This is a genomic window from Rhodococcus sp. AC861, assembly GCF_979256035.1.
This window is the reverse complement of record NZ_CEEDMW010000001.1, coordinates 975,708-998,881: the sequence shown is the minus strand read 5'-3', so window position 1 is coordinate 998,881 and position 23,174 is coordinate 975,708. Positions and strand designations below refer to the sequence as shown.

The 23,174-nt window shown below is 65.9% G+C and carries 22 protein-coding genes; 12 read left to right on the top strand and 10 right to left on the bottom strand.

Features of this window, described 5'->3' with window-relative positions; all coding sequences use genetic code 11:
- Positions 1-29: 29 nt before the first annotated feature.
- Positions 30-902 carry a helix-turn-helix transcriptional regulator gene (locus tag AC0IX4_RS04785; RefSeq protein ID WP_042574413.1) on the top strand — a complete coding sequence of 291 codons (873 nt, stop codon included), beginning with the start codon at positions 30-32 and terminating at the stop codon, positions 900-902.
- Between the two features lie 75 nt (positions 903-977).
- Here the strand turns inward: AC0IX4_RS04785 and AC0IX4_RS04780 are convergent, their stop codons facing one another.
- Positions 978-1,580, bottom strand: a complete 603-nt coding sequence (locus AC0IX4_RS04780; protein WP_042574412.1) for a TetR/AcrR family transcriptional regulator — start codon at positions 1,578-1,580, stop codon at positions 978-980.
- Positions 1,581-1,661: 81 nt separating this feature from the next.
- Here AC0IX4_RS04780 and AC0IX4_RS04775 point away from each other — a divergent pair, with 81 nt between their 5' ends.
- From AC0IX4_RS04775 to AC0IX4_RS04765, 3 genes are read left to right on the top strand one after another with little or no spacing between them, the layout of a single operon-like run.
- Entirely contained in the window at positions 1,662-2,393 is a 732-nt protein-coding gene (locus tag AC0IX4_RS04775) for an SDR family oxidoreductase (RefSeq protein ID WP_471828225.1), read from the top strand.
- Entirely contained in the window at positions 2,390-3,409 is a 1,020-nt protein-coding gene (locus AC0IX4_RS04770) for an NADP-dependent oxidoreductase (protein ID WP_471828224.1), read from the top strand. The genes AC0IX4_RS04775 and AC0IX4_RS04770 overlap by 4 nt, the downstream gene beginning before the upstream one ends.
- Complete coding sequence (locus AC0IX4_RS04765; RefSeq protein WP_471828223.1) at positions 3,406-4,290, top strand: alpha/beta fold hydrolase; 885 nt, start codon at positions 3,406-3,408, stop codon at positions 4,288-4,290. Before AC0IX4_RS04770 ends, AC0IX4_RS04765 begins: the two co-directional genes overlap by 4 nt.
- Here AC0IX4_RS04765 and AC0IX4_RS04760 read toward each other — a convergent pair.
- The 9 genes from AC0IX4_RS04760 to AC0IX4_RS04720 form a co-directional block, all read right to left on the bottom strand.
- Positions 4,274-5,257 carry a PDR/VanB family oxidoreductase gene (locus AC0IX4_RS04760; RefSeq protein WP_471828222.1) on the bottom strand — a complete coding sequence of 328 codons (984 nt, stop codon included), beginning with the start codon at positions 5,255-5,257 and terminating at the stop codon, positions 4,274-4,276. The two genes, AC0IX4_RS04765 and AC0IX4_RS04760, sit on opposite strands and share 17 nt — an antisense overlap.
- Positions 5,254-6,459, bottom strand: coding sequence for a cytochrome P450 (locus AC0IX4_RS04755; RefSeq protein WP_471828221.1), 1,206 nt, complete (start codon positions 6,457-6,459; stop codon positions 5,254-5,256). The genes AC0IX4_RS04760 and AC0IX4_RS04755 overlap by 4 nt, the downstream gene beginning before the upstream one ends.
- A gap of 241 nt (positions 6,460-6,700) precedes the next feature.
- A complete protein-coding gene (locus tag AC0IX4_RS04750; RefSeq protein ID WP_471828220.1) occupies positions 6,701-7,603 on the bottom strand; it encodes a bifunctional 5,10-methylenetetrahydrofolate dehydrogenase/5,10-methenyltetrahydrofolate cyclohydrolase in 903 nt (300 codons plus the stop codon).
- Positions 7,557-8,429, bottom strand: a complete 873-nt coding sequence (gene purU / locus AC0IX4_RS04745; RefSeq protein WP_471828219.1) for a formyltetrahydrofolate deformylase — start codon at positions 8,427-8,429, stop codon at positions 7,557-7,559. The genes AC0IX4_RS04750 and purU overlap by 47 nt, the downstream gene beginning before the upstream one ends.
- 7 nt (positions 8,430-8,436) lie before the next feature.
- Entirely contained in the window at positions 8,437-9,825 is a 1,389-nt protein-coding gene (locus AC0IX4_RS04740) for a hypothetical protein (protein ID WP_471828218.1), read from the bottom strand.
- A gap of 35 nt (positions 9,826-9,860) precedes the next feature.
- Positions 9,861-10,796, bottom strand: coding sequence for an NAD(P)H-binding protein (locus AC0IX4_RS04735; protein ID WP_471828217.1), 936 nt, complete (start codon positions 10,794-10,796; stop codon positions 9,861-9,863).
- A gap of 292 nt (positions 10,797-11,088) precedes the next feature.
- Entirely contained in the window at positions 11,089-12,876 is a 1,788-nt protein-coding gene (locus AC0IX4_RS04730) for a multicopper oxidase family protein (protein ID WP_471828349.1), read from the bottom strand.
- Positions 12,877-13,005: 129 nt separating this feature from the next.
- On the bottom strand, positions 13,006-13,644 hold the full coding sequence (locus AC0IX4_RS04725; RefSeq protein WP_027504457.1) for a TetR/AcrR family transcriptional regulator: 639 nt from the start codon (positions 13,642-13,644) through the stop codon (positions 13,006-13,008).
- Between the two features lie 60 nt (positions 13,645-13,704).
- Positions 13,705-14,493: an esterase/lipase family protein gene (locus AC0IX4_RS04720; protein WP_471828216.1), complete on the bottom strand. Its 789-nt coding sequence runs from the start codon at positions 14,491-14,493 to the stop codon at positions 13,705-13,707.
- 223 nt (positions 14,494-14,716) lie between these two features.
- Between AC0IX4_RS04720 and AC0IX4_RS04715 the strand changes: the two genes are divergently transcribed.
- From AC0IX4_RS04715 to AC0IX4_RS04680, 8 genes are read left to right on the top strand one after another with little or no spacing between them, the layout of a single operon-like run.
- Positions 14,717-15,457 (top strand): MlaE family ABC transporter permease, encoded by a 741-nt coding sequence (locus AC0IX4_RS04715; protein WP_471828348.1) that lies wholly within the window; start codon positions 14,717-14,719, stop codon positions 15,455-15,457.
- A gap of 11 nt (positions 15,458-15,468) precedes the next feature.
- The gene (locus AC0IX4_RS04710) at positions 15,469-16,308 is read left to right on the top strand and encodes an ABC transporter permease (protein WP_197074732.1); all 840 of its coding nucleotides are present in this window, start codon (positions 15,469-15,471) and stop codon (positions 16,306-16,308) included.
- Between the two features lies 1 nt (position 16,309).
- Positions 16,310-17,503: an MCE family protein gene (locus AC0IX4_RS04705; protein ID WP_471828215.1), complete on the top strand. Its 1,194-nt coding sequence runs from the start codon at positions 16,310-16,312 to the stop codon at positions 17,501-17,503.
- Positions 17,500-18,522, top strand: coding sequence for an MCE family protein (locus AC0IX4_RS04700; protein WP_471828214.1), 1,023 nt, complete (start codon positions 17,500-17,502; stop codon positions 18,520-18,522). The genes AC0IX4_RS04705 and AC0IX4_RS04700 overlap by 4 nt, the downstream gene beginning before the upstream one ends.
- Positions 18,519-19,574: an MCE family protein gene (locus AC0IX4_RS04695; protein WP_471828213.1), complete on the top strand. Its 1,056-nt coding sequence runs from the start codon at positions 18,519-18,521 to the stop codon at positions 19,572-19,574. The genes AC0IX4_RS04700 and AC0IX4_RS04695 overlap by 4 nt, the downstream gene beginning before the upstream one ends.
- On the top strand, positions 19,571-20,728 hold the full coding sequence (locus AC0IX4_RS04690; RefSeq protein ID WP_471828212.1) for an MCE family protein: 1,158 nt from the start codon (positions 19,571-19,573) through the stop codon (positions 20,726-20,728). Before AC0IX4_RS04695 ends, AC0IX4_RS04690 begins: the two co-directional genes overlap by 4 nt.
- On the top strand, positions 20,725-21,882 hold the full coding sequence (locus AC0IX4_RS04685; protein ID WP_471828211.1) for an MCE family protein: 1,158 nt from the start codon (positions 20,725-20,727) through the stop codon (positions 21,880-21,882). The genes AC0IX4_RS04690 and AC0IX4_RS04685 overlap by 4 nt, the downstream gene beginning before the upstream one ends.
- Positions 21,879-23,165, top strand: coding sequence for an MCE family protein (locus AC0IX4_RS04680; protein ID WP_471828210.1), 1,287 nt, complete (start codon positions 21,879-21,881; stop codon positions 23,163-23,165). Before AC0IX4_RS04685 ends, AC0IX4_RS04680 begins: the two co-directional genes overlap by 4 nt.
- Positions 23,166-23,174 lie beyond the last annotated feature (9 nt).

Here is a 23,174-nt window from a genome sequence, read left to right as displayed (position 1 = left end):
CTCGCCGTCGCCGCCCTACCCTGGACAGCATGGACAACAAGGCCGAGGTGCGTGAGTTCCTCATGACGCGCCGCGCGAGGATCACACCGGAGGATGCCGGGATCGCGAGCAGCGGCACTCGTCGGGTGGCCGGCCTGCGGCGCAGCGAGGTTGCGTCGTTGGCCGGCCTGTCCGTCGAGTATTACGCCCGCATCGAGCGAGGCGCCATCGGTGGCGCATCCTCGTCGGTGCTCGACGCACTGTCACGCGCACTCCACTTGGACGACACGGAGCACGCGCATCTGCTCGATCTCGCGCGCGCGGCGGACGGCGTTCCGACATCGGGGCGACCCCGCCGTAAGGCGGCACGCCCCGCGGCACCGCGAATCAGCTTGCAGTGGGCACTCGACTCGATCACCGACGGCGTCGCCTTCGTGCGGAATCAGCGGCAGGACATTCTGGCGACGAACGAACTCGGCAAGGCTTTCTACGCGCCGATCATCGGCGACGGCGGACGAGTTCCCAATCTCGCGCGGTTCCAGTTCCTGGACCCGGTCTCGCGCGAGTTCTATCCCGACTGGGATCTGTTCGCACAGATGTGTGTCTCGATCATGCGCTCGGAAGCGGGCAGAGATCCCCACGACAAGGGACTGCAGGACCTGGTCGGTGAATTGTCCACTCGCGACCGGACTTTCCGCACGTTGTGGGGAGCCCATGACGTGCGAACCCATGGCGCGGGTACGAAGCGCTTCCATCACCCCGTGGTCGGAGAGGTGCACCTGGCGTACGAGGAACTGGTGATCACGGCGGACCCCGGCTCCATTCTCATGGTCTACACCGCCGAGCCGGGGTCTGCCAGCGCGGAGCGCCTTCGACTCCTCGGATCGTGGGCGGCGCAGCAGGCTGCGCCACACAACGCCTGACACCCCGCGCCGCGACAGTGGAATCGGGACCCCGGATTCCGGGGTCCCGATTCCACTATCGGTGCCAGAGCCGAATCACCGCAGCAGGACGGCCACCTGAGCCTCGATCTCACTCAGCAGATCCTCGACCGACTTGTCGGCGTTGAAGGACGCAGCCATCGTGACGAACATGATGGCGGAGACGATGTGCGCCGTCACCTCGGCACGCGCCGGGTCGGCTGTCTCGTCACGCAGCAGTACCGAGGCGATCTCTCCCTCCGTCTCCACGGTCAACGCCAGCGCGGCACCGTGGTGCGGTTCGTCGGGATCTCCGAACACGATCTCGCGCAGGTACGTTCGCCCGTTGTCCACCCTGGTCCTGTTGCATTCGACCACCGGACGCACGATGGCCATCACGGCACCGAGCGTGTCCTCGATACGAGCCGCGGCGGCCCTACCCCTGACGAGCGCGTCGACGTAGAACGAGTTCTGGACGAGCAGCAGGAGTTCGCTCTTCGTCTTCGCGTAGAGGAACAGCGTTCCGGTTCCGATGTCGGCCCTGTCCGCGATCTGCTGCGTCGTGACGTCGTCGACTCCGTGCTCGAGGAAGAGCTCGCCGGCCGCAGCGGTGATGCGAGCGAGCTTTTCCTGCTTGTTGCGCTCGCGGCGCCCCGGTGCCTGCGGGCGTGCGTTCGACATCGAACCTCCTCCGGAATAAATCTGATTGCACTCAGTTATGAGTATAGTCGTGAAAATCGAACGCCCGAAGGAGCCTCGACCATGCCCACACTGCTCAACTCCATTGTTCTGGTCACCGGCGCGAACGGGGGCATCGGGACCCAGTTCGTCCACGACGCACTCGAACGCGGCGCCACCAAGGTCTACGCCACAGCGCGCACACCGAGGGACTGGAACGACGACCGGATAGTTCCCCTGACCCTCGATGTCACCGATTCCCGCTCGATCGCGAACGCGGCCGACACCGCATCCGATGTCACGGTGCTCATCAACAATGCCGGGGCGACGCCTCCGAGCGCCAGCCTCCTCGATGTCACCGAGGCCGACATCCGAGAGAACTTCGAGACCAATTTCTTCGGACCGGTTCTGCTCGCCCGCGCGTTCGCACCCATCCTGGCCGCGCGACCCGGATCGGCGCTGATCGACATCCATTCGGTTGCGAGCTGGCTCGCCTTCGGCGGCGCGTACAGCGCGTCGAAAGCAGCCCTGTGGTCGGCGACCAATGTTCTGCGGATCGAACTCGCACCCAGGGGTGTGCACGTGGTCGGAGTCCACATGGGATACGTCGACACGGCCATGGCCGCGCACGCCGAGGGCCCCAAACTGACCACCGAGGACCTCGTGCGCTCGGTGTTCGACGCCGTCGAGTCGGACCGGTTCGAAGTGCTGGCCGACGAGATCTCCCACCACGCCAAGAACGCCCTGAGCCAGCCGGCCGAATCCGTCTACGCGGACCTGCTCACGGTCGCCGCAACCCGGAATGCGGCGTCGTGAAGGCGTTCGTGCTCACCGGCTACACGAAGCCACTCGAACTCCGTGACGTTCCCGAGCCGACCATCGGTGCCCACGACGTTCTGGTCCGAGTGGACGCCGCCGGCATCAACGTCCTCGACGAGAAGAATCGAGCAGGCGAGTTCAAGCAGATCCTCCCCTATTCGCTTCCCCGGACGGTCGGTCACGACGTCGCCGGAACCGTTGTCGACGTCGGTCCGGAGGTGCGCAGCGTCGTACCGGGCGACGAGGTCTACGCCCGCGTCGGCAAGGACTACATCGGTACGTTCGCGAAGCGGGTCGCGGTCGCCGAGGCCGACCTCGCGCTGCGCCCGACCACGGTGACCTCCGTCGAGGCAGCATCCCTGCCCCTCGTTGCGCTCACCGCGTGGCAGGCACTCGTCGACAAGGGCAACCTTCGAGCAGGACAGAAGGTTCTGATCCACGCCGGGTCCGGCGGCGTCGGCACCATCGCCGTCCAACTGGCGAAACATCTCGGAGCGACGGTCACCACCACCGCGAGCGGGTCGAACGCGCAATTCCTCCGCGACCTGGGTGCCGACGTCGTCATCGACTATCGCAGCGAGGATTTCGAGGACGGCGATCACGACTTCGACCTCGTTCTGCACAGCCTCGGAGGCGAGAACCTCGAGAAGTCGCTCCGAATACTGAAGCCAGGCGGCATCGCGGTCGGCATCGCCGGTCCGCCCGACCCGGCATTCGCACGGGAGGCCGGCCTCAATCTCCTGGTACGCACGGTGATCGGCATGCTGAGCCGCAAGATCCGCAAGCAGGCGGACAAGCTCGGCGTCACCTACTCGTTCCTGTTCATGCACTCCGACGGCGACCGACTGCGCCGCATAGCCGCGCTGATCGACGACGGCACGATCCGACCCGTCGTGGGCGCCACCTTCCCCTTCGAGCAGACGCCGGACGCACTGGCCTCCCTCGGTACGAGCAGCGTTCGAGGCAAGACCGTCATCACCCTCCCCCACCACGAGACGAGCGAACCAGCATGAGTGACAACACTATCGGCGATCGCACCATCACCTCCTACGCGGAGGCGCCGACCCGGACGATCTCCGCGGGCGGCACGACGTACGCGTACCGGGAGCTCGGTCCGCGAGGCGGTGTTCCCGTCGTCTTCTTCGTCCATCTGGCAGCCAACCTCGACAACTGGGACCCTCGGATCGTCGATCCCATCGCGCGGACCCGCCACGTCATCGCTTTCGACTACAAGGGGGTCGGGGCGTCGTCCGGGGCAGTCGCGGGGACAGTCGAAGAAGCTGCCGCCGATGCCTACACCTTCGTTCGTGCCCTCGGCTTCGACACGATCGACATCTTCGCCTTCTCCCTGGGAGGCATGGTCGCGCAGGATCTCACCCTCGCGCACCCCGAACTGGTTCGGAAGCTCGTGCTGACCGGCACCGGGCCGCGGGGAGGAACCGGTATCGACAAGGTCGCGGGTGTCACCTACAAGGACATCCTGCGTGCGACGCTGACCCTGTCGGACCCGAAAGAATTCCTGTTCTTCGACCGGAACGCGCCGGGTAAGAAGGCCGGCAAGGAATTCGTGTCACGACTGCAGGAACGCACCACCGATCGCGACACCGAGGTCCCCGTCAGCACGCTCCGCACGCAGCTCGCGGCGATCAAGAAGTACGGGCGGTCCGCACCGTCCGACCTGTCCCTGATCACGCAGCCGACGTTGATCGCGAACGGCGACAACGACCGCATGGTGCCCAGCATCCTGTCCGAGGACTTGCACCGGCGCATCGCCGGCAGCGAGTTGATCATCTATCCGGATTCCGGCCACGGGGGGATCTTCCAGTTCCACGAGCAATTCTCGTCCGCTGCAGTGAACTTCCTGACAGGGGGCTCTGTCAGAGGTCCAGCGTGATGGTGGCGCCGCAGGACCGCGAGACGCAGACCATCATGCAATCCCCCACGGCCTGCTCCGCAGTCGACAGCACGCTGTCCCTGTGCTCGGGAGTTCCTCTCACAACTGTGGTCTCGCACGTTCCACATGTTCCCTCTCTGCAGGACGCGGGAACCACCACGCCGGCACCCTCGAGGACGTCGAGAAGGGAGCGGTCCGCCGGCACGTGCAATTCGACGCCCGATCGATCGAGTTCGACGTCGAATGGCCGACGAGGAAGATCTACGTCGATCGGCGCAAAGCGCTCGACATGGAGCGACACTCCGGAACACGTCGTGATGACCCGCTCGACCTCGTCCAGGAGCGTTCCGGGTCCGCAGCAGTACACCGCGGTGCCGCGCGGTTGGGCTGCGAGCAGGGTTCGGAGGTCCAGTCGGTCACCCCCGTCGGACGGTCTCACGCTCACGCGGGGATCTTCCTCCACGTGCTCGCGGTAAGCCATGGTGGATGCTCTGCGACCGCTGTACGCGAGCGACCACGAAGCACCACGCGATCGCACCGCGCCGACCATCGGAAGAATGGGCGTGATACCGATCCCGCCGGCGATGAACACATAGTTCGTCGCGTCGACCAGCGCGAAATGATTCCGAGGGTAAGAGATCTGGAGAATATCGCCCTCTTCGACGTCGTCATGGAGAAAGCGCGATCCTCCGCGTCCTTCCTGTTCTCGGAGTACGGCAATCCGGTAGATGTCGCGGTCCGCCGGATCTCCACACAGCGAGTATTGCCGAACTCGCCTCTCCGGCAGATGCACATCGATATGCGCGCCCGGTTCCCAGTCCGGCAATGTGTCGACGTCAGCGGACAGCGCGAACTCGACGACGTCGTTCGCGACGCAACGACGCGACAGCACTCGGACACGGAGAACGGTCGCGGGATCGACCGTCGGTGCGGGCGGGACCATCCAACTCGGGATGCCGACTGTCATCGGTTCCGACCCGTCGCCGGCTCGAAACGGACCGGCAGCGTCGCGAAGTGCGCGTAGTCACCGCCCGAAAAGCGGTAGTCCGGTCGGCTGTTATCCAGCTCCAGATCGGGAAGCCGTCGGAGCATCTGTTCCAGGCACACCCTGAGCTCCATCCTGGCGAGCCGGGAGCCCGGACAGGTGTGCAGGCCGGACCCGAACGACAGATGACGGTTGCGTCCGCGTTCGAGGCTGAAGTCGGCCGGGCAGTCGAACACCGCCGGGTCACGATTCGCCGCCGCCCATCCGAGGTAGACGTCGACCCCCTCCGGTATCACCACTCCGGCCACTGTCGACTCGACGGTGGCACGACGGAAGAAGCCGAAGAAAGGTGGCCGGAGCCGCAAGGTCTCTTCCACGGCAATCGGGATCGCACCCGGATCGGCGATCAGCCGCGCACGGACGTCGGGTCGACTGAACACCTCGAACAAGAGACTGCTGATGGCCGACGTGGTGGTGTGATGTCCTGCGCCGAGGAACCCGGTGAGCACCGAGATGTAGCCGTCGTCATCGAGCGGCACACCCTCGACGCTGGCGGTGGTGAGGTAGGTCAGGAAGTCGTCCCGAGGTCGCTCCTGCCGCTCGCGTACCTCCGCCAGGGCGATCTCGGCGAAGGCACCCAGGTTCTCGCGGAACGCTACCGGGTCACCCTGCGCAGCGAACATCGCGATCGCTCGGTCGCGTACTTCCGGAACGAGATCGTCGTCGATTCCGACGAGTCGACAAATCGCCTCGGCGGGAACGGCATTCGCCAGGTCAGCGACGAGGTCGGCCCGTCCGGCGGGCATCACCTCGTCGAGGTGTTTGTCCACGTCTGCGCGGACCAACGGTTCGAGAACGTCGACGACGTGTGGCGTCACCGCTTGGTCGAAGAGCGCACGCCAGTCTCCGTGACGAGGCGGATCCATCTCCAGAGCCGCGAGGGACGGCCGTGGAAGGATCGGACGGAGAACCTGCGGCTCCGACGAGAATCGCCGGTGATCCGCGGCCGCCGCTCGGACCGTCGTATGGTCCAACATCATGTGAAATCCGCCGTGCTCGTCGCTGTGCGCGACCGGGCATCGAGAGCGAGCGTCGTCGAACAGTTCCACGACGCGCTTCGGCGTCATGGTGTGCGCGCTCAGGCTTTCGATGGTGCCCGGATGCGAATCGGATGAGGTGGTCACGAATGCTCCTCAGGGAGTGGTGGGTCGGCGCCGCGGCTCGACCGACGAGCGCCCGACATCGGTGTGATGCGGGTTACAGCCCATCACCGCGCCGCACTCGGGTCCATAGACAGGAACGTTGTTGTAACCATGCGCACGACTCATGAGACCGGCATCGAGTGGTCATACTTTGTAACTGACAGCAGACACGAGAGAACCCGATGTCGCCGCCTGGCAACATCGGGTACCTTCTCGATCCCGGTCAGATCCGGTTGTGTCGCCGTCGGTACTGCGCAGACCGGACAGTCTGGGCGAGCAACGTCGTGATGGTCATCGGTCCGACGCCACCGGGCACCGGAGTGATGTGGGATGCCCGTCCCATCGCGCCGTCGAAGTCGACGTCCCCACGATTGTCTGCGTATCCGGCATCGATGACTACTGCACCCGGCTTGATCCAGTCTCCCTCGACGAGTCCGGCTGACCCCGCCGCCGCGACCACGATGTCAGCCTTCTCGACATGAACACGCAGATCCCCTGTGCGCGAATGACACCAGGTCACCGTCGCATCGCGGGCGAGCAACAGCAGCCCCATGGGTTTGCCTAGAATTGCGCTTCGTCCGATCACGACAGCGTGGCAGCCGGCGATCGGGATGTCGTAGGCATCGAGGAGTCGCACGATTCCCCCCGGCGTAGCGGACTGATACCCCGGCACGCCGAGCCCCATGGCGGCAAACGACGTCATCGTCACGCCGTCCACGTCCTTCGTGGGATCGATCGCCTCGAACACCGCACGTTCGTCCACTCCGGCCGGCAGGGGATGCTGCACGAGAATCCCGTCCACGTCCGGGTCGTTCGACAACGACTCGACAAGCGAGACGACCTGCTCCGTGGTCGACGACGACGGCATATCCACCCGGCGAGACTCCAGACCGACCTTCGCGCAGGCAGAAACCTTCATCCGAACATACGTATGCGATGCGGGATCGTCACCGACGAGAACTGTGGCCAGGACGGGACGTCGCCCGGTTGCGGCCACGAGCTCGGCCACGTCCTCGTGCAGTGCCTTACGAATCGACGACGACACAGCCCGCCCGTCGAGCAGGACTGACGGAGTCGGTTCAGAAGACAATGGTCTGGTTCCCGTCCCGGACGACGCGGTCGTCACAGTGCCACTGCACAGCACGCGACAGCACCTGTCGCTCCACATCGGCTCCACGCCTCTGAAGTTCGGACGCCGACTCGACATGGGACACCCGGACCACGTCCTGCTCGATGATCGGACCCTCGTCGAGATCCTCCGTGACGTAGTGCGCGGTGGCACCGACCAGCTTCACGCCACGATCTTTCGCCTTTTGATACGGGCCGGCGCCGATGAATGCGGGAAGGAACGAGTGATGAATGTTGATGACCGGTACTGCGACCTCTCGCAAGAAATCACCGGTGAGAATCTGCATGTATCTCGCCAGCACGACGAGATCCACATTTCCCGTCAAAAGCCTGAGGTGCTCCGCCTCGGCGGCGGACCGCGACGCGCGATCGGCGGGTACGTGGAAGAAAGGAATTCCGAACCCGCGGACGTCGTCACCCAGATCGGGATGATTGGAGATCACCATTGCCACATTCATGTGAATGTCTCCGCGACGGCGGCGCCACAGCAGATCGAGCAGGCAGTGATCGGTCTTGGACGCCATGATCGCCACTCGCTTGGGTGTACGCACCTCCGTGAGCTGATAGGACTGACCCAACTCTCCCAGAACCAGATCGAGGTCGTCCTTCAACGCCGCAAGCCGAACCGGCAGGTCGTCGAGGTGAAACCTCGTACGTTGAAAGAAACGACCACCTTGGGGATCCGTCGAATGCTGGTCCAGCGACACGATGTTCGCACCGTACTTCGTCAGCAGCGACGAGACCGATGCAACTATCCCCTCCCGGTCAGCGCCTTGGATGACGAGGGTACCGAGGTCGGTGGAGGTCAAGCTTGCCAGTGACATGGCCGGCTCACCCCTTCGCGACGGTCGACGAAGGGACAGAGTTCGGCGGTACTGCCTCGAAATCGATATCCTTGTTGGCCGGAAGATCGAGATACGGGAACCGTTCCACCGTTGCACGAATCTCCTTGACTCGCCGTCCATAATGCCCCCATCGGAGCACGACCTCCGTACCGATCTCCGCGAGCTCCACATCCATCGTCGAGTGCGACAACATCTCGCGGTAGTAATACGAGTAGACCGCCAGCGACGAGATCCCCACTTCCACACCGTCCTTGGTCACGACGTCTGCGTGGTCGCCCGCCGGTGACTGCGGCGTCGTGGGAAACTCGAAGTGCCGGTATTCCTCACCCGGTTCGAACTGGGACGCGAACACGTCGAGAACGTCGTCCTTGTTCCATCTCAGAACGACAGTCCTGCGCCGGGGGGCCGCCGCTTCGGCTTCGAGGGCGGCGCGACCGATGAAATCGTGGTCGAACTTCGCCATCCAGCCCCAGTTGACCTCGAAGGGGGTACGCAAACGCTTGGTGATGTCTGCTGATTCCGCGCTGCCACTGAGCTGCCCGTTGACCTGATGCGGCGGTAGGGCCGCGCCGAAGATCGGGTGAGTCACGAAACCTGGATCCTTGAAGGCCGCCGGAAGGAATGTGCAACCCTGCTGCGGGAAACCACCTTCGGTGTGGTTGACGACGTAGGTGCGCCACCCGAGACGAGTGATGTCGTGATCTCGGCCTGCTTTGTACACAGCGTCGAAGACCGCCGGACCGTGCTCGAGCGGTCCGCGCACCTCGTACGCCAGCGTGCCGGACATCCCGATCCGAGAGAGCTCGATCTCTATCGAAGCATCTATGCCCTGCACGTCGATCTTCTGGATGCCGAGAAATGCCAATGACCGCAGCGATGTGCCCGTCAGTTCCTCCAGGACAGCCAGCGACTGCGGACCAGCGACCTGAAAGATGAAAATGTCTCGCAACGCTACGTCGACGTTCAGACCCATCGATGGCACTTTGTACAGGGGCCACGGCATGGATGCGAACAGCCGGAACGAGTCCTCACCGTCCCTGACCGCCAGGCCGTGATTGGCGATGTACCCGTCGTCGTCCAGCATCACCAGGTGCTTCGATTTTCCCAACGGCCACGTGTAGACGTTGTTGATGCTGAGCCGCGAGAGGAATTCCTGCGCATCAGGACCCCGGAACGTCATCTCCGGAATTCCGCTGAGGTTGGACCCGATGTAAGCTCCCTCCTTCCACGACATCGACTCCTTCTTCCAGCCGTCCCCCTCCCAGACGTGGAGGCTCCCCAGGATGTTGAGATAGGTGGGCACGTCCGGATAGGCCGGCACATCGGACAGTGATGCTGCCGGCGGCATCGAGACGACATCTTCTTGTAGTGACATGTGAGGCACTCGCTGTTCTGATCGGTGATGAACGGTCAACGGGAAAGGGCGATCTCGTCGTATCGGACGCCGTGCAACTGCTCGAGTACCGAGCGCAGAGGAACGGGCGCCTGACCGGTGATCTGTTCCACGTGTCCGGACAGCAGCGCCTGGTAGCCCTGCGCGACGGCAAGATCGGCGGACACGAGTTCGTCACTGGCCCAGAGGTGACCGTCGGCACTGGGAGCCATCGCGGGGTCGTACGTACGGGGGATGCCGGCCGAATCGAAGAACTCGAGACGCGCGCTCTCCGAGACGGGCCGATACGCGATCTCCGTGTCCCACGCCTCGCGTCCAAGTTCCACGATCTGGTCCATCGAAAGGAGATCCGGCCCTGTGATCTCGTACACGGCGCGTGCATGGCGCGTGGGATCGTCGAGGACGGACGCCGCCACTCTGGCGATATCGACCTTCGAGACCGGCGCCAACGAGCCGTGTCCCGTGGCCATTTCCAGGACGCCTTCCGCGGCCGCCGGCGCGAGCCAGATGGCGGCTACGATTTCCGCGTACAGCTGATTACGGAGAATCGTGTAGTCCAGCCCGCTGTCACGGAGATCGGACTCCGTCTGCAGGTGGTCGATGGCAGACAGTGCCGGATTTCCGGGCTGGACACCGCCGACCGATGTGTAGACGATGTGGCGAATGCCCGCCGCCGCTGCCGCCCCGATGGCGTTCCGGTGCTCCTCGACGCGACGCCCCAGGTTGAGACCGCTGATGAGAAACAGGGTGTCGCCGCCCCGGTACGCCTCGTCGAGCGACGAACGATCCTGGTAGTCACCCGCCCGGACCCACACCCCTGCGCCTTCGGTAAGCAGCGTCGCCGGAGACCGTGTCACCAGCGTGAGATCGCGGTGGGGGTCACGGTGCAACAGGTCGCTCGCCACACGTCGACCCAGATCACCCGACGCACCACTTATCACTATTCGACTCATGTGTCCCCTCGATGTCTGGCTCACCATCAGCCGGATTGCGTAACGGTCGCTCATAGTTGCTCATGTCACAGACTGCGACTTCGTCGACCTGGAGCACAATGCCGACCCTGTCGGCAACACCATGCACCGGACGCATGGCCCGCACAACGACGCTTACGCCCTGGGTGAGGTCACATGACGGCCTGGTTACTGAACTCGCCCAGCACCTCGGTCGGGACCTACTTCGTCGGGGGTGACACCAGCCACGGAGATACGTGAGGGACGTCGCCAGCGGGTGAGCACCTCCCCCACCTCAGCGAATCACGCGGTACCGCAACATCATCTCGTGATCCTCGTGGTCGAGGATATGGCAGTGCCACATGTAGCCCTGCAGATCCCCGGCCGGTGCGCTGTGAGCTGCATGGTCGTAGGACGCCAGAGCACCCGGTTCGGGCGGCCGGGGGAACACGGCGTCGGGATCGAAGTCGAGTTCCTCGGCGGTGGGAAATCGCACGACGATGCGAGTCACGGTGCCGGGATCGAGCCGCACCGTGTCCTTCCACCCGCTCTCCCAGGGCGCCGGAGGGAGACCCGGGCCGGCGAGAAAGGGTTCCGGTGACGGCGTCCACTTGGTCCCGACTGCGGGTTGCGGATGAGCGAGTTGAAGCTCGACGGTGCGTAGCGGGACGCGCTCGAGAATACGGAAGTGCACCAGGTGCAGGTGGATCGGATGCGGATCCGCCGTGATGTTCACGATGTCCCACCGCTCGGTGGTTCCGGCGCGGGGCGACTCGATGTCCCCGTCGGTGTAGCGGAGATTGTTGAGAGCCATGTAGGCCGGCGGAAGCCGTAGCGCGTAGGGCTGACTGACGGTGACGACGCGGTGGCGGTCGGGAGTCGCGATCGGCGGTAGGGGTTCCGGTCGAGATCCGCCGTCGCGCAGACTGTTCGGAACCGTGCCCGTATGGCCGCGAGCCGCGGTGACGTCGAAGCGGCAGAAGTGTGTCATGGCGACGGCGCCCAGTTGGGCGGCCTGGAAGGGTGGTGCCTCGTCGTTGAGCAGCCGCACCGCCGTGCCGGGTTCGACTGCACCGAAGTCCACGAGCACGTCGTAGCGCTCACCCGGGGCGATCCGGAGGTGTCGGGTCTCGACCGGGGCATCGAGCAGTCCGCCGTCGTTGCCGATGACCAGAAACGGGATCTCGTGATCGAGGTAGAGATTCCAGACGCTGTACGAGCCGGCGTTGATCATCCGGAAGCGGTACACCCCGCGAGCGATCGGGATACGCGGCCACACAGCACCGTTCACCACTCCGAGATCGCCGACAGCCCCGCCTTCCCAGGACCCCTCGGGCACCACGGGCGTAGATCGCAGACTCGCTCTGCCATCAGGATTCAGGATCTTCTCCTGCAGTACGAGCGGAATCTCGAACTCACCTGCGGGCAGACCCAGCGGATTACCCGGCTCGCCGGTGTCGAAGCGGTCGCGGAGCAGGACGTTCCCGGCGAGTCCGCCGTACACGTTCGCGCGGGTGATTCCCATGGCGTGGTCGTGATACCAGAAGTGCGCCGCCTCCTGGCGGAACGGGAACTCGTAGCGCAGGGTGCGACCGTAATGCACGAGTTGCTCGGCGTGCCCGTCGCTGTCCGGCGGGGTCAGCCCGCCGTGCAGATGCAGCACCGTCGGCGGACTGGTCCGGAAGAGAGGCGAGACTCCGTGGAGACTCGTGTCGAGATCGCGCGCGAACGGATGCGGGCCGAGGTCGTTGGTGAGGGTGAGCGACATCCGTTGACCGGACACCGCTTCGAGGGTGGGGCCGAGCACCGTGGTCGCCACCCCGTCCACCTCGTACGCCATCGCGGGCGCCGCAGACACTCCCGAGTGATATCGATGCATCGTGGACACGGTTCGGACGACGTGGTCGGCCCCGCGCACAGTAGGTAGCGGAGCCACTTCGTCGATGTACGGCGTCAGTGCCGGCGAGTGGAACAGCAGCGGACTCGAGAGGGTCGGCTGAGCCTGAGCGCGGGTGGCAACACACCCCGTCGCACCCACTGCCACCGCCAAGCCCAGATTGCGCAGGAACCGCCGGCGCGCCATCGCACCGTCACGACCGACCGAGAAATCCTCCGCCACTTCGCACCCCCATGCCCGCGGCGCGAGTGCGCCGGGGCTGACCGTACCGCACCGTATGGTGTGTCAGGCCCGTTTCGGCGGAGTGACGGGCAACTACCGCGCGGTCAGCAGGGCGAACATCGCCCGCACCTCGTCCGGGGTGGGCGTGGGAAGGTTGTCGCGGGCATGCACGAAACCGATTCCCGCGTACACGAGGAAGCCTGCTCGCAACCGTGCCTCGGCCTCGTCGAACCCCAGTTCGCGCATCGAGTTCTGGACGACGTCGAAGATGCGCTGATCGAGCTCGCGGACGACCACGGCGATCTTGTCGTAGGTCCGAGCCCAGTCCCGCACCGCCGCCTCGACAGCCCAGGTACGTTCCTGCAGAAGCAGTTCCGCCATCACCTGCAGTCTCGCGTCCACGGGTACGGTGTCCACCTGCGCAAGCCCGCGAAGCGTGTCGTTCTGCTCGTCGCACCATTTGTCGGCGATCGCGGTCATCAGCTCGTCGATATCAGCGAAGTGCCAGTAGAAGCTGCCCTTGGTCACCTTCAGCCGCTCGCACAACGTCGTGATCTTCACTTCCGACACGCCCTCGCTCACCAGCAGTGCGAAGGCGGCGTCGATCCAGTCGTCGACGGTGAGCCGCGGAGCCCGTGGCGCGGGCGCCGACTTCTTCTCACTGCCACGCCGTCGACGCGCGGGGGCGCCACTCCGGGTGCGGGCATCGCCGGACGCGGCTTCGGGTGCCATCGCTCTCCTTCGTGTCGTGATGCTCGACTGATCCGTCGATCGTACGATCACCTCGCCGGGTCACACCCGACCGAGGGCGTCCAGCGCGAGTCGCCGGACCTGCTCGTCGCCCGAGAGCTGGCCGTGGTCGACCGTGCTCGTCGGATCGACGGACTGCACGACGATCGCCTCACTGCCCGGCATCGCACTCGTGAGCGGATCGGTCACGAGTCCGTCGGTCGCCGTGGCGACGTCGACATACCGCACGCCGACCACCGGTACATCGACGGGCGGAGTCGTGAGAAACGTCGACCCCGTGACGATCTCACCGCACGCCCCGCACCATGGACCCACCACTGGCTCCTCCAGGCGGGCCAGCTCGTCGTAGATACCGATACCGCGGTTGAACGCGGCGATAGTGCCGGCCCCGGCGAGGTTCGTTCCGCGCCAGAGCGGTCCGAGCGTGACCAGTGTGGACACGGGGGCAAGTCCGTCGTTCATAGAGCGGGTCAGTGCAGACTGCACGGCCAACGCTCCCGCACCGCGTGCCACGACGCGGATTCGCGACTCCCCGGTGCGGGAGATGATCCCGTCGATCGCTGACCGCACCTGCGACGCTGAGTCCTCGAGGGCAGCCAGACCGGCGACCGTGGCGACCGGCCGGAGCGCCTCCGTGAGAGCCGATTCGCCGTAGGTCAATGCGACAGGACACCACCCCCGACTCATCAGGTCGTCGGTCCACCCGTCCCACTCCGCCGCGGAGGAACCCAGATCGTGCACCAGGAGAACAGTGTCGACGCACGGATCCGCCGGGCCGGCCATGGCCGGAGCCACGACACACGCCTGGACTCCGATCGCGATGAGCACCACGTAAATGAGTCTGCTGCACAACGACATTCATGTCTCCCAAGGCCGGATCGTCGAAACCGTTCGAACACACCATACAGTGCGGTATGGTGTCCTGAGTCACAGACGCTGTGCCGAGGATCGCCGGAAGGGCAGGTCGCATGGACCACGAACGGACACAACCCGGTCGGGTAGGCCGGTGAGCGTCTCCACCTCGCGCGCAGTCACGTCGGCGGCACGCGGCGCGGTGTCGTCTCTCGGGGAGTTCTACGCCTTGGCACTCGACACCGCCCGAGCACTCGCGAAGCGGCCGTTCCAGTGGCGGGAGTTCGTCGATCAGAGTTGGTTCATCGCCCGGGTGTCCCTGCTGCCGACGATTTTGATGTCGGTCCCGTTCACGGTGCTGGTCGTCTTCACCCTGAACTCTTTGCTTATCGAGATCGGTGCCTCCGATCTGAGCGGTGCGGGCGCAGGTCTGGGCGCCGTCACCCAGATCGGGCCGCTCGTGACCGTTCTCGTCGTGGCCGGCGCTGCGGCCACCGCCATCGCCGCGGACCTCGGATCGCGCACCATCCGCGAGGAGGTCGATGCGATGGAGGTGCTGGGCATCGACCCGGTACACCGCCTCGTCCTGCCTCGCGTTCTCGCCTGCACCCTCGTCGCGGCTCTTTTGAACGGCGCCGTGTGCACCATCGGACTGGTGGGCGGGTTCTTCTTCTCCGTGTACCTCCAGGACGTCACGCCGGGTGCCTATGCCGCAGGAGTCACGCTGCTGGTGGGACTTCCGGAACTGCTGCTCTCCGAGGTGAAGGCAGCACTGTTCGGTCTCCTCGCCGCGCTGGTCGCCTGTTACCGCGGACTGTCCGTGCGGGGTGGACCGAAGAGCGTCGGGGAGGCGGTCAACGAGACCGTGGTGTTCTCGTTCGTCGCCCTGTTCCTGGCCAACCTGGTCCTCACCTCCGTGGGCCTCGCCGTGAGCGGCCGCTGATGGTTCTCGAGATGAGCGACGTCGCCGCTGCGATGCGACGCCGGACGAACGCTGCCTCCGGAGCGGTCGATGTACTCGGCGAACGCGCGATCTTCTTCACGCGTGCACTTGCGTCCACCGGCCGAGCCGTCCGGTCGTACCGCGGGGAGACGATGCGCGTCATCGCCGAGATCTCCCTCGGCACCGGGGTTCTCGCCGCGATCGGCGGCAGTATCGTCATTCTCGGCTTCCTCACGCTGTTCGCCGGTGCCACCGTCGCGGTGCAGGGTTTCGACTCGCTCGGAAGTATCGGGGTCGACGCGCTGACCGGGTTCCTGGCCGCCTACGTCAACGTCCGGGTCGTCGCACCGGTCACCGCGGGAGTCGGACTGGCCGCGACCATCGGCGCCGGGACCACGGCAGCGCTCGGCGCCATGCGGATCAGCGAGGAGATCGACGCGCTCGAGGTCATGGCGATCAAGTCGCTGCCGTACCTCGTCGGCACCCGCATCGTCGCGGGCATCGTCGCCGTGGTTCCGCTCTACGCGTTGTCACTCATCACGTCGTTCCTCGCGAGCCGGGTCGCGACAGTCGTGGTGCTGGGCCAGTCCGGCGGGGTCTACGACCACTACTTCTCCACGTTCCTCGTCCCGACCGACGTTCTGTGGTCGTTCGTCCAGGTCATCGTCATGGCCGTCGCGGTCATGGTCATCCACACCTACTACGGCTACACCGCCTCCGGGGGTCCCGCGGGCGTCGGCACCGCCACCGGACGCGCCGTGCGACTGTCCCTCATCACGGTCGTCAGCGTCACACTGCTGATCTCGCTCGCGCTGTACGGTAGCGCACGATCCGTGCACCTGGCAGGGTGACATGACGCAATCCTCCGCACGCCTCAAAGGTGCTGCGCTCCTGTCGATTCTGCTGATCGTCGGAGTCGTCGCGGCGGCCTACCTCGCCTATCGGGGCACCGTCAGGGAAGCGATCATGCCGTCGGTCACCGTGTCGGTGCAGTCCGATCGCGCCGGGCTGGTGATGCAGCGCGGCGCCCTGGTCAAGATGAACGGTGTCGAGATCGGCACCGTCTCGCAGGTCCGCCCGTCGACCCGCGGAGCCGTGATCGACCTCCGCCTCCGCGGCGACATCGCGGGTTCGGTGCCCTCCGATGTGGGGGCCACCATCGCCGCCACCACCATCTTCGGATCGAAGATGGTCACCCTCACTGCTCCTCCGGCACCGTCCGCCGTGCCCATCGCCGACGGCGCCGTCATCGCCGCCTCCTCCGTCACCGTGGAGGTGAACTCCGTGTTCGAATCGCTGACGTCCGTTCTCGTCGCGTCGCAACCCGAGAAGCTGAACACCACCCTGGGAGCGCTCTCGACCGCCCTGAACGGTCGCGGCCGCGCGCTGGGCACGACCATCGAGAACCTGGACACCGTGCTCGGGGCGGTCACTCCGCTCGTTCCCACACTCCGACGTGACCTGCGTTCCGCTGCTGTCACATCAGGTGCACTGGGCGACAGCGCACCGGATCTGGTCAGTACTCTGGCCTCGCTGACCACCACCGCGCGCACGGTCACCGACAGCACCGATGCGCTGGGCCCCGCCCTGACATCACTGACGGGAGCGGCGACCGACGCTCGCACCGTTCTCGCGGAGAACGCCGACGGAGTGACAGCCACGGTGGCCGATCTCGTCCCGACGACCGGGTTGCTGCGGGAGTACTCCCCCGAGTTCACGTGCTTCCTTCAGGGCGCCGACATCGCACGGCAGGCCGCGGAGAAGGTCTCCGGCGGCAACGGCCGCACGATGTTGCTGAACAGCACCGTGCTGTTCGGGGTGCCGGCGTACGAGTACGCCACCGACCTACCGAAGGTCGCCGCCACCGGCGGGCCCCGGTGCGGTGCGCTACCGCTGTTGTCCGACAACGATATTCCAGCTCCTTACGTCCGCGCCGACACCGGATCGAACCCGTTCCGCGCCGGTACCACCGCCCCCGTCCTCGACCCGACGTCCATCATCGACTTCCTCCCCGGCGGTCTCGCAGCACCGAGCACGACTCGATGAGTCACCGGAGCAACCTCGTTCGGCTCACGAGCTTCGTCGTCGCCATGACCCTGGTGCTCGCCGCCCTGGTGGTCGTCTTCGGCCAGGTCCGCTTCGACTCGACCACCACCCACCGGGCGCTCTTCACCAGCGCGTCCGGTTTGCGCAGTGGTGAATTCGTCCGAGTGGCGGGTGTGGAGGTCGGATCGGTGGGCACGGTGGACATCGTCGACAACGACCACGCCGTGGTGGAGTTCGACGTGACCGATGCGTACACCGTGACCGAGTCCACCACGGCCACGATCCGCTACCAGAACCTGGTCGGCGATCGTTACCTCGAATTGGCCGACACTGCCGGTGACGCCGCGCCTCTCGCTGCCGGCGTCACCATCCCGGTCGACCGGACCTCTCCTGCACTGGATCTGGACCGACTCCTGGGCGGATTCCAACCCTTGTTCTCCGGCCTCGACCCCAGCACCGTGAACAGAGTGACCGGCGAACTCGTCGACGTCTTTCAGGGGCAGGGCGGCACCGTCGCCTCGGTGCTGGCGCGGCTCGCGAGTCTGACGTCATCGTTGGCAGACCGTGACGAGGTGATCGGACAGCTGATCACGAATCTGCGGACCACCCTGGCGACACTCGCAGGGCGCCAGGACGACGTGTCCCTCGCGATAGACAGTGCTCGGACGCTGGTGTCCGGCCTCGCTGCCGACACCCGGACCTGGGGTGAGGCACTGACGAGCATCGACAGTTCGGCCGCCACGATCGGCGACCTGCTCGTCGACGCACGTCCGCCGTTGGACACCACCGTCGACCAGTTGCAGCGCACGGCAGCACAACTCGATGCCGGCAAGGACACCATCGCGAGCATCACCACTCGCTTGCCGGACACGTACGCCTCCCTCAGCCGCCTCGGCGCGTACGGGAACTTTTTCAACTACTACCTGTGCGGCATCAGGTTGAAAATCGACACGCCCGACGGGCGGGGCCTGACGACACCGCTCATCGGTCAGAACTCGGGAAGGTGTGCCCCAGCATGATGGAACGCTTTCGCACGGTCGACACCGTCCGCACCGGCATCGTCGGCACCTTCCTCGTGGTGATCGCCGCAGCAGCAGCGATGAACGCGGCCGCACTGCCGATCGTCTCCGCCGGAACGTCGTACAGCGGATTGTTCCTCGACACCGGAGGACTCGAGACAGGCGCCGCCGTGGAGGTCGCGGGGGTGCGGGTAGGGACGGTCACCGACATCGCGGTCGCGGGACAGGCCGTCCTGGTGACGTTCTCGGTCGAGGGAAAGGTGCTGCCCGGCATCGATACCCGTCTCGCCATCGCCACCGAAACCGTCCTCGGCACCAAGAACCTCCGGATGGATCCGCGTGGCGCCGGCCGCCTGTCGACGACGGAACCCGTGGGGCTCGACCGCACCACCAGCCCGTATCAGCTCACGGACGCTCTGGGCGACCTCACCGACGACGCAGCCGGTATCGACACCGAGCAGCTCACCGACTCACTCGCCGCCACCACCGAGATGCTCGACCGCACACCGGACGACCTGGGCCGCGCCATCGACGGGGTGGGTCGTTTGTCCGCGACGGTCGCGTCGCGGGACGAGAGCTTGCGTGACCTCCTGGCGTCGGCCGAGAAGGTCACCGGCGTCCTTGCAGACCGCAGTGCGCAGGTCGACACGCTCATCGTCGATGCGGCCACGGTTCTCGCCGAACTCGACCGACGACGCGGCGCCGTGGACACACTCTTCGGAACCGTGACGCGGTTGGCGGACCAACTGCGCGGACTGGTGGCCGACAACCAGGCCGAGCTTGCGCCGACACTGGCCTCGCTCGACTCCGTCCTCACCGTCCTGACCGACAACAAGGCGGACATCTCCGCCGCGATCGAGAACCTGGGGCCGTACGTGACGCAACTCGGCGAGGCGGTGTCCAGCGGACCGTTCTTCAACTCGTACATCCAGAACCTGATCCCCGGCCAGGTCATCAGCCCGTTCATCCGGGCTGCCCTCGGACTGGGCCCGGCTCCGGCCGATTCCACCTCCGTCAATCCGCTGACTGCGTTGAACGGAGCACCCCGATGACCAGGAGGCTCGTCGGCGTCGTGCTGTTCCTCGTCGTCGCTGCGACCGCGTCCTATGCGATCGTGCCGCGGTTCACCTCGGTTGCGGTGACGGCGGAGTTCGCGAACACCACCGGTCTCTACGTCGGTGACGACGTGCGCCTGATGGGAGTGACCATCGGCTCGGTGACCTCGATCGAGCCTCGCGGCGACCACGCGGAGGTGGGACTGCGCTACGACTCGTCGTACCCCATTCCGGCCGATGCGAAGGCGGTCATCGTCTCGCAGAGTGTGGTGGCGTCGCGCTTCGTCCAGCTCGCCCCGGCGTACGACGGCGGCGACACCCTCCGATCCGCCGACACCATCCCGCTCGATCGGACCGCAGTGCCCGTCGAGTGGGACCGCATCACCGAACAACTCGCTCGCGTGTCCGAAACGCTCGCGCCGCAGGGCCCCACCGGGCCCGACTCGGTCGACGCCGCCAGGCCCCTCGGAGCGCTCGTCGATGCGGTGGACGCCAATATCGGCGGGCGTGGGCAGGACATCCGCACCACGCTGACCCAGCTGTCCGACGCGATGCGCACGCTCTCGGACGGTAGAACCGACCTCTACTCCCTCGTGCGCAACCTCCAGGTCTTCGTGTCGGCACTCGCTGCGAGTGATCAGCAGATCGTCACGTTCAACGAGACGATGGCCTCGGTCACCTCCGTGCTGGCCGACGATCAGGACGAGATCGGCAGCGCGCTGGCATCATTGGACGGCGCGGTGTCGGACGTGGAGCGCTTCGTCCGCGAGAACAGGACGGGCGTCGCAACCACGCTGGGCAGCCTGGAGGAGCTCACGGCCGAGCTGGCGTCCCAGCGGGACGGCATCGCGCAGATCCTCCACGTAGCGCCTACTGCGCTGTCGAATCTGAACAACATCTACCAGCCGGCGCACAACGCGATCGTGTCGTCGTTGGCGCCGAACAACTTCGCGAATCCGATGGACTTCGTCTGTTCGGCCATCGCCGCCGCCGAGCAGGTGGGAGCGCAGGAGGGAGCAGAGTCGTGTGTTCGGTACCTGGGTCCTTTGCTGAAGACTCTCGCGTTCGACTACCTGCCCCTGCAGGCGAACCCCATCAAGGGTGTCGGCGCTCTGCCGGGCCAGATCGTCGACAGCGAGGGTGGGCGATGACGACACGGAAGGCCGCGTCGTCGGTGGCACTCGTTCTGTGCTCGTCGACACTGCTGTCGGCGTGCGGATGGCAGGGCCTGAACTCGCTTCCGCTGCCGGGCACAGCGGGGGACGGTCCCGGATCGTACGAGGTGGTCATCGAGATGCCGGACGTCTCCACGATCGAACGCAACGCGCGAGTCCTCGTCGGCGACGTCACCGTCGGACGTGTGGCCGATCTGGCGCTCGTCGACGGGCACGCCGAGGTGACCGTGCGTCTCGACGGCAGTACTGCACTCCCTGCCGATGCCGTCGCATCGGTGGGGCAGACGAGCCTCCTCGGATCGACCCACATCGAATTGGCCGCTTCGACAACGGGAGACGCCCAGGGTCGACTCTCCGATGGCGATGTGATCCCCCTCGACCGGGCGGGCGCGTATCCGACGACCGAGCAGACGTTGTCGTCGTTGTCCCTGGTACTGAACGGGGGTGGGCTCGCCCGCATCAACGACATCACGACCGAGGTGGACGCGGCACTGGACGGCAACGAGGAGTCGCTGCGCTCGGTCCTGGCGGGTCTGGAGACACTGCTCGTCGGACTCGACGATCAGAAGAGCGACATCCAGAACGCCATCGTGGATCTGGACCGATTCGCCGGGACGGTCGCCGCGAACGACGCGGTCCTGGGCGACGCGGTCACCGCGCTGGCTCCGGCTCTGACCGTGTTGTCGGATCGCCGGGGGGACCTGGTCTCGGCCCTCGACTCCCTCGGACGCCTCGGCACGACGGCGGAGGCCATCGTGAACGACACCGGCGACGACCTCGTCACAGCACTGGACGATCTGGGCCCGGTCCTGAAGTCTCTCGCGGATTCGGGAACATCACTCACCGAATCATTCCGGTATCTCCTCACCTATCCGTTCCCCATCGACGTCTACAAGAACGCGGTGCGCGGCGACTACGCCAACGGCGAGGTGACGCTCGATCTCCGAATGGCCACGCTGGACAACGCTCTTCTCCTCGGCACACCGTTCGAAGGGATGCTCGCCGGGCTCGAGGGAGCCGTGGGCGCCATGGCACCCACGCCGACGCCAACGCTTCCCACCGTGAACGACCTGCTACTGCCCCCGAACCTCTTGCCCCCGAACCTTCTGCCACAGAACGGCGCACCATGACTCCGACTGTCCGACTCCGTGTCCAGCTGACGGTCATCGCCGTGGTGGCAGTGCTGTCGGTGGGGATCACGGGTGTCCACTACGCACGCATTCCGCAAGAGCTGGGGCTGGGCCGGTACAGCGTGACTGTGGAGCTCGCGGGGGGCGCCGGTCTCTACACCAACGCGAACGTCACCTACCGCGGCAGCGAGATCGGCAAGGTCAGTGCCCTGCGCGTCACTCCCACCGGTGCATCCGCTGTCGTCTCGCTGTCGTCGGACGTGTCGGTTCCTGCGTCGACACGCGCCGAGGTGCACAGCATGTCGGCCATCGGCGAACAGTTCATCGATCTCCTGCCCGACACGGACGACGGGCCCTTTCTGGGGGACGGATCGGTCATCCCGATCGACCGCACCACCATCCCCACGTCGGTGGCCCCCACCATCGACCGGCTCGACGCCGCGTTCCGTTCCGTCGACCCGGTGACTCTCGGCCGCGTTCTCGACGACAGCTCCCTCGCGCTGGGTGCCGACGGCGACACCCTCGGCGAGCTGCTCGACTCGCTCGGGTCCGTCACCTCGGCGACGCGGGAGAATATCGACCCGATCGCGGCCCTCGTCACCGATCTCGACCCGGTGCTCGGTGCGACCGCCGCGAGCAGTGACGCCATCCGGTCATGGGCCGCATCACTGGCCACCGTCACCGGTCAGGTGTCGGCGCGCGACGGCAACCTACGATCCGTCATCGACGGTGGTGAACCCCTGGGCGCTGCGGTGTCGGGACTGTTCCAGGACCTGCGCCCCACACTCCCCTTGTTGTTGTCGAACCTGATCAGCGTCGAGCAGGTAGCCGTCACCTATAACGCTGCGCTGGAACAGATCCTGGTTCTGTATCCCCCACTCATCGCCGCCACGCAGGGCACCGGTAAGGCGAATGCAGACGCCGGTGACCCCGGCCAGAACACGTACTTCGCCGCACAACTCAACGACCCGCCGCCGTGCACGGAAGGTTTTCTCCCCGCCGACCAACGCAGATCACCCGTCGAAGTCGACACCGTGCCGACGCCGACCGACCTGTACTGCAAGGTTGCGCCGGACGACCCCAGCGCGATCCGCGGTGCACGCAACCTGCCGTGCCAGGAGTTCCCGGGCCGGCGGGCGGCGACGGTGCAGTTGTGCCGACAGGGTGCCTACGACCCGAACAACGGGTCCTACATCACCGATGACGGGTCGCGATGGGTCGAGTCGACACTGTCCGACGCGCCGCCCGCAACAGTGGAACAGATGATGCTGCCGGACGAGTGACCCGGCGAC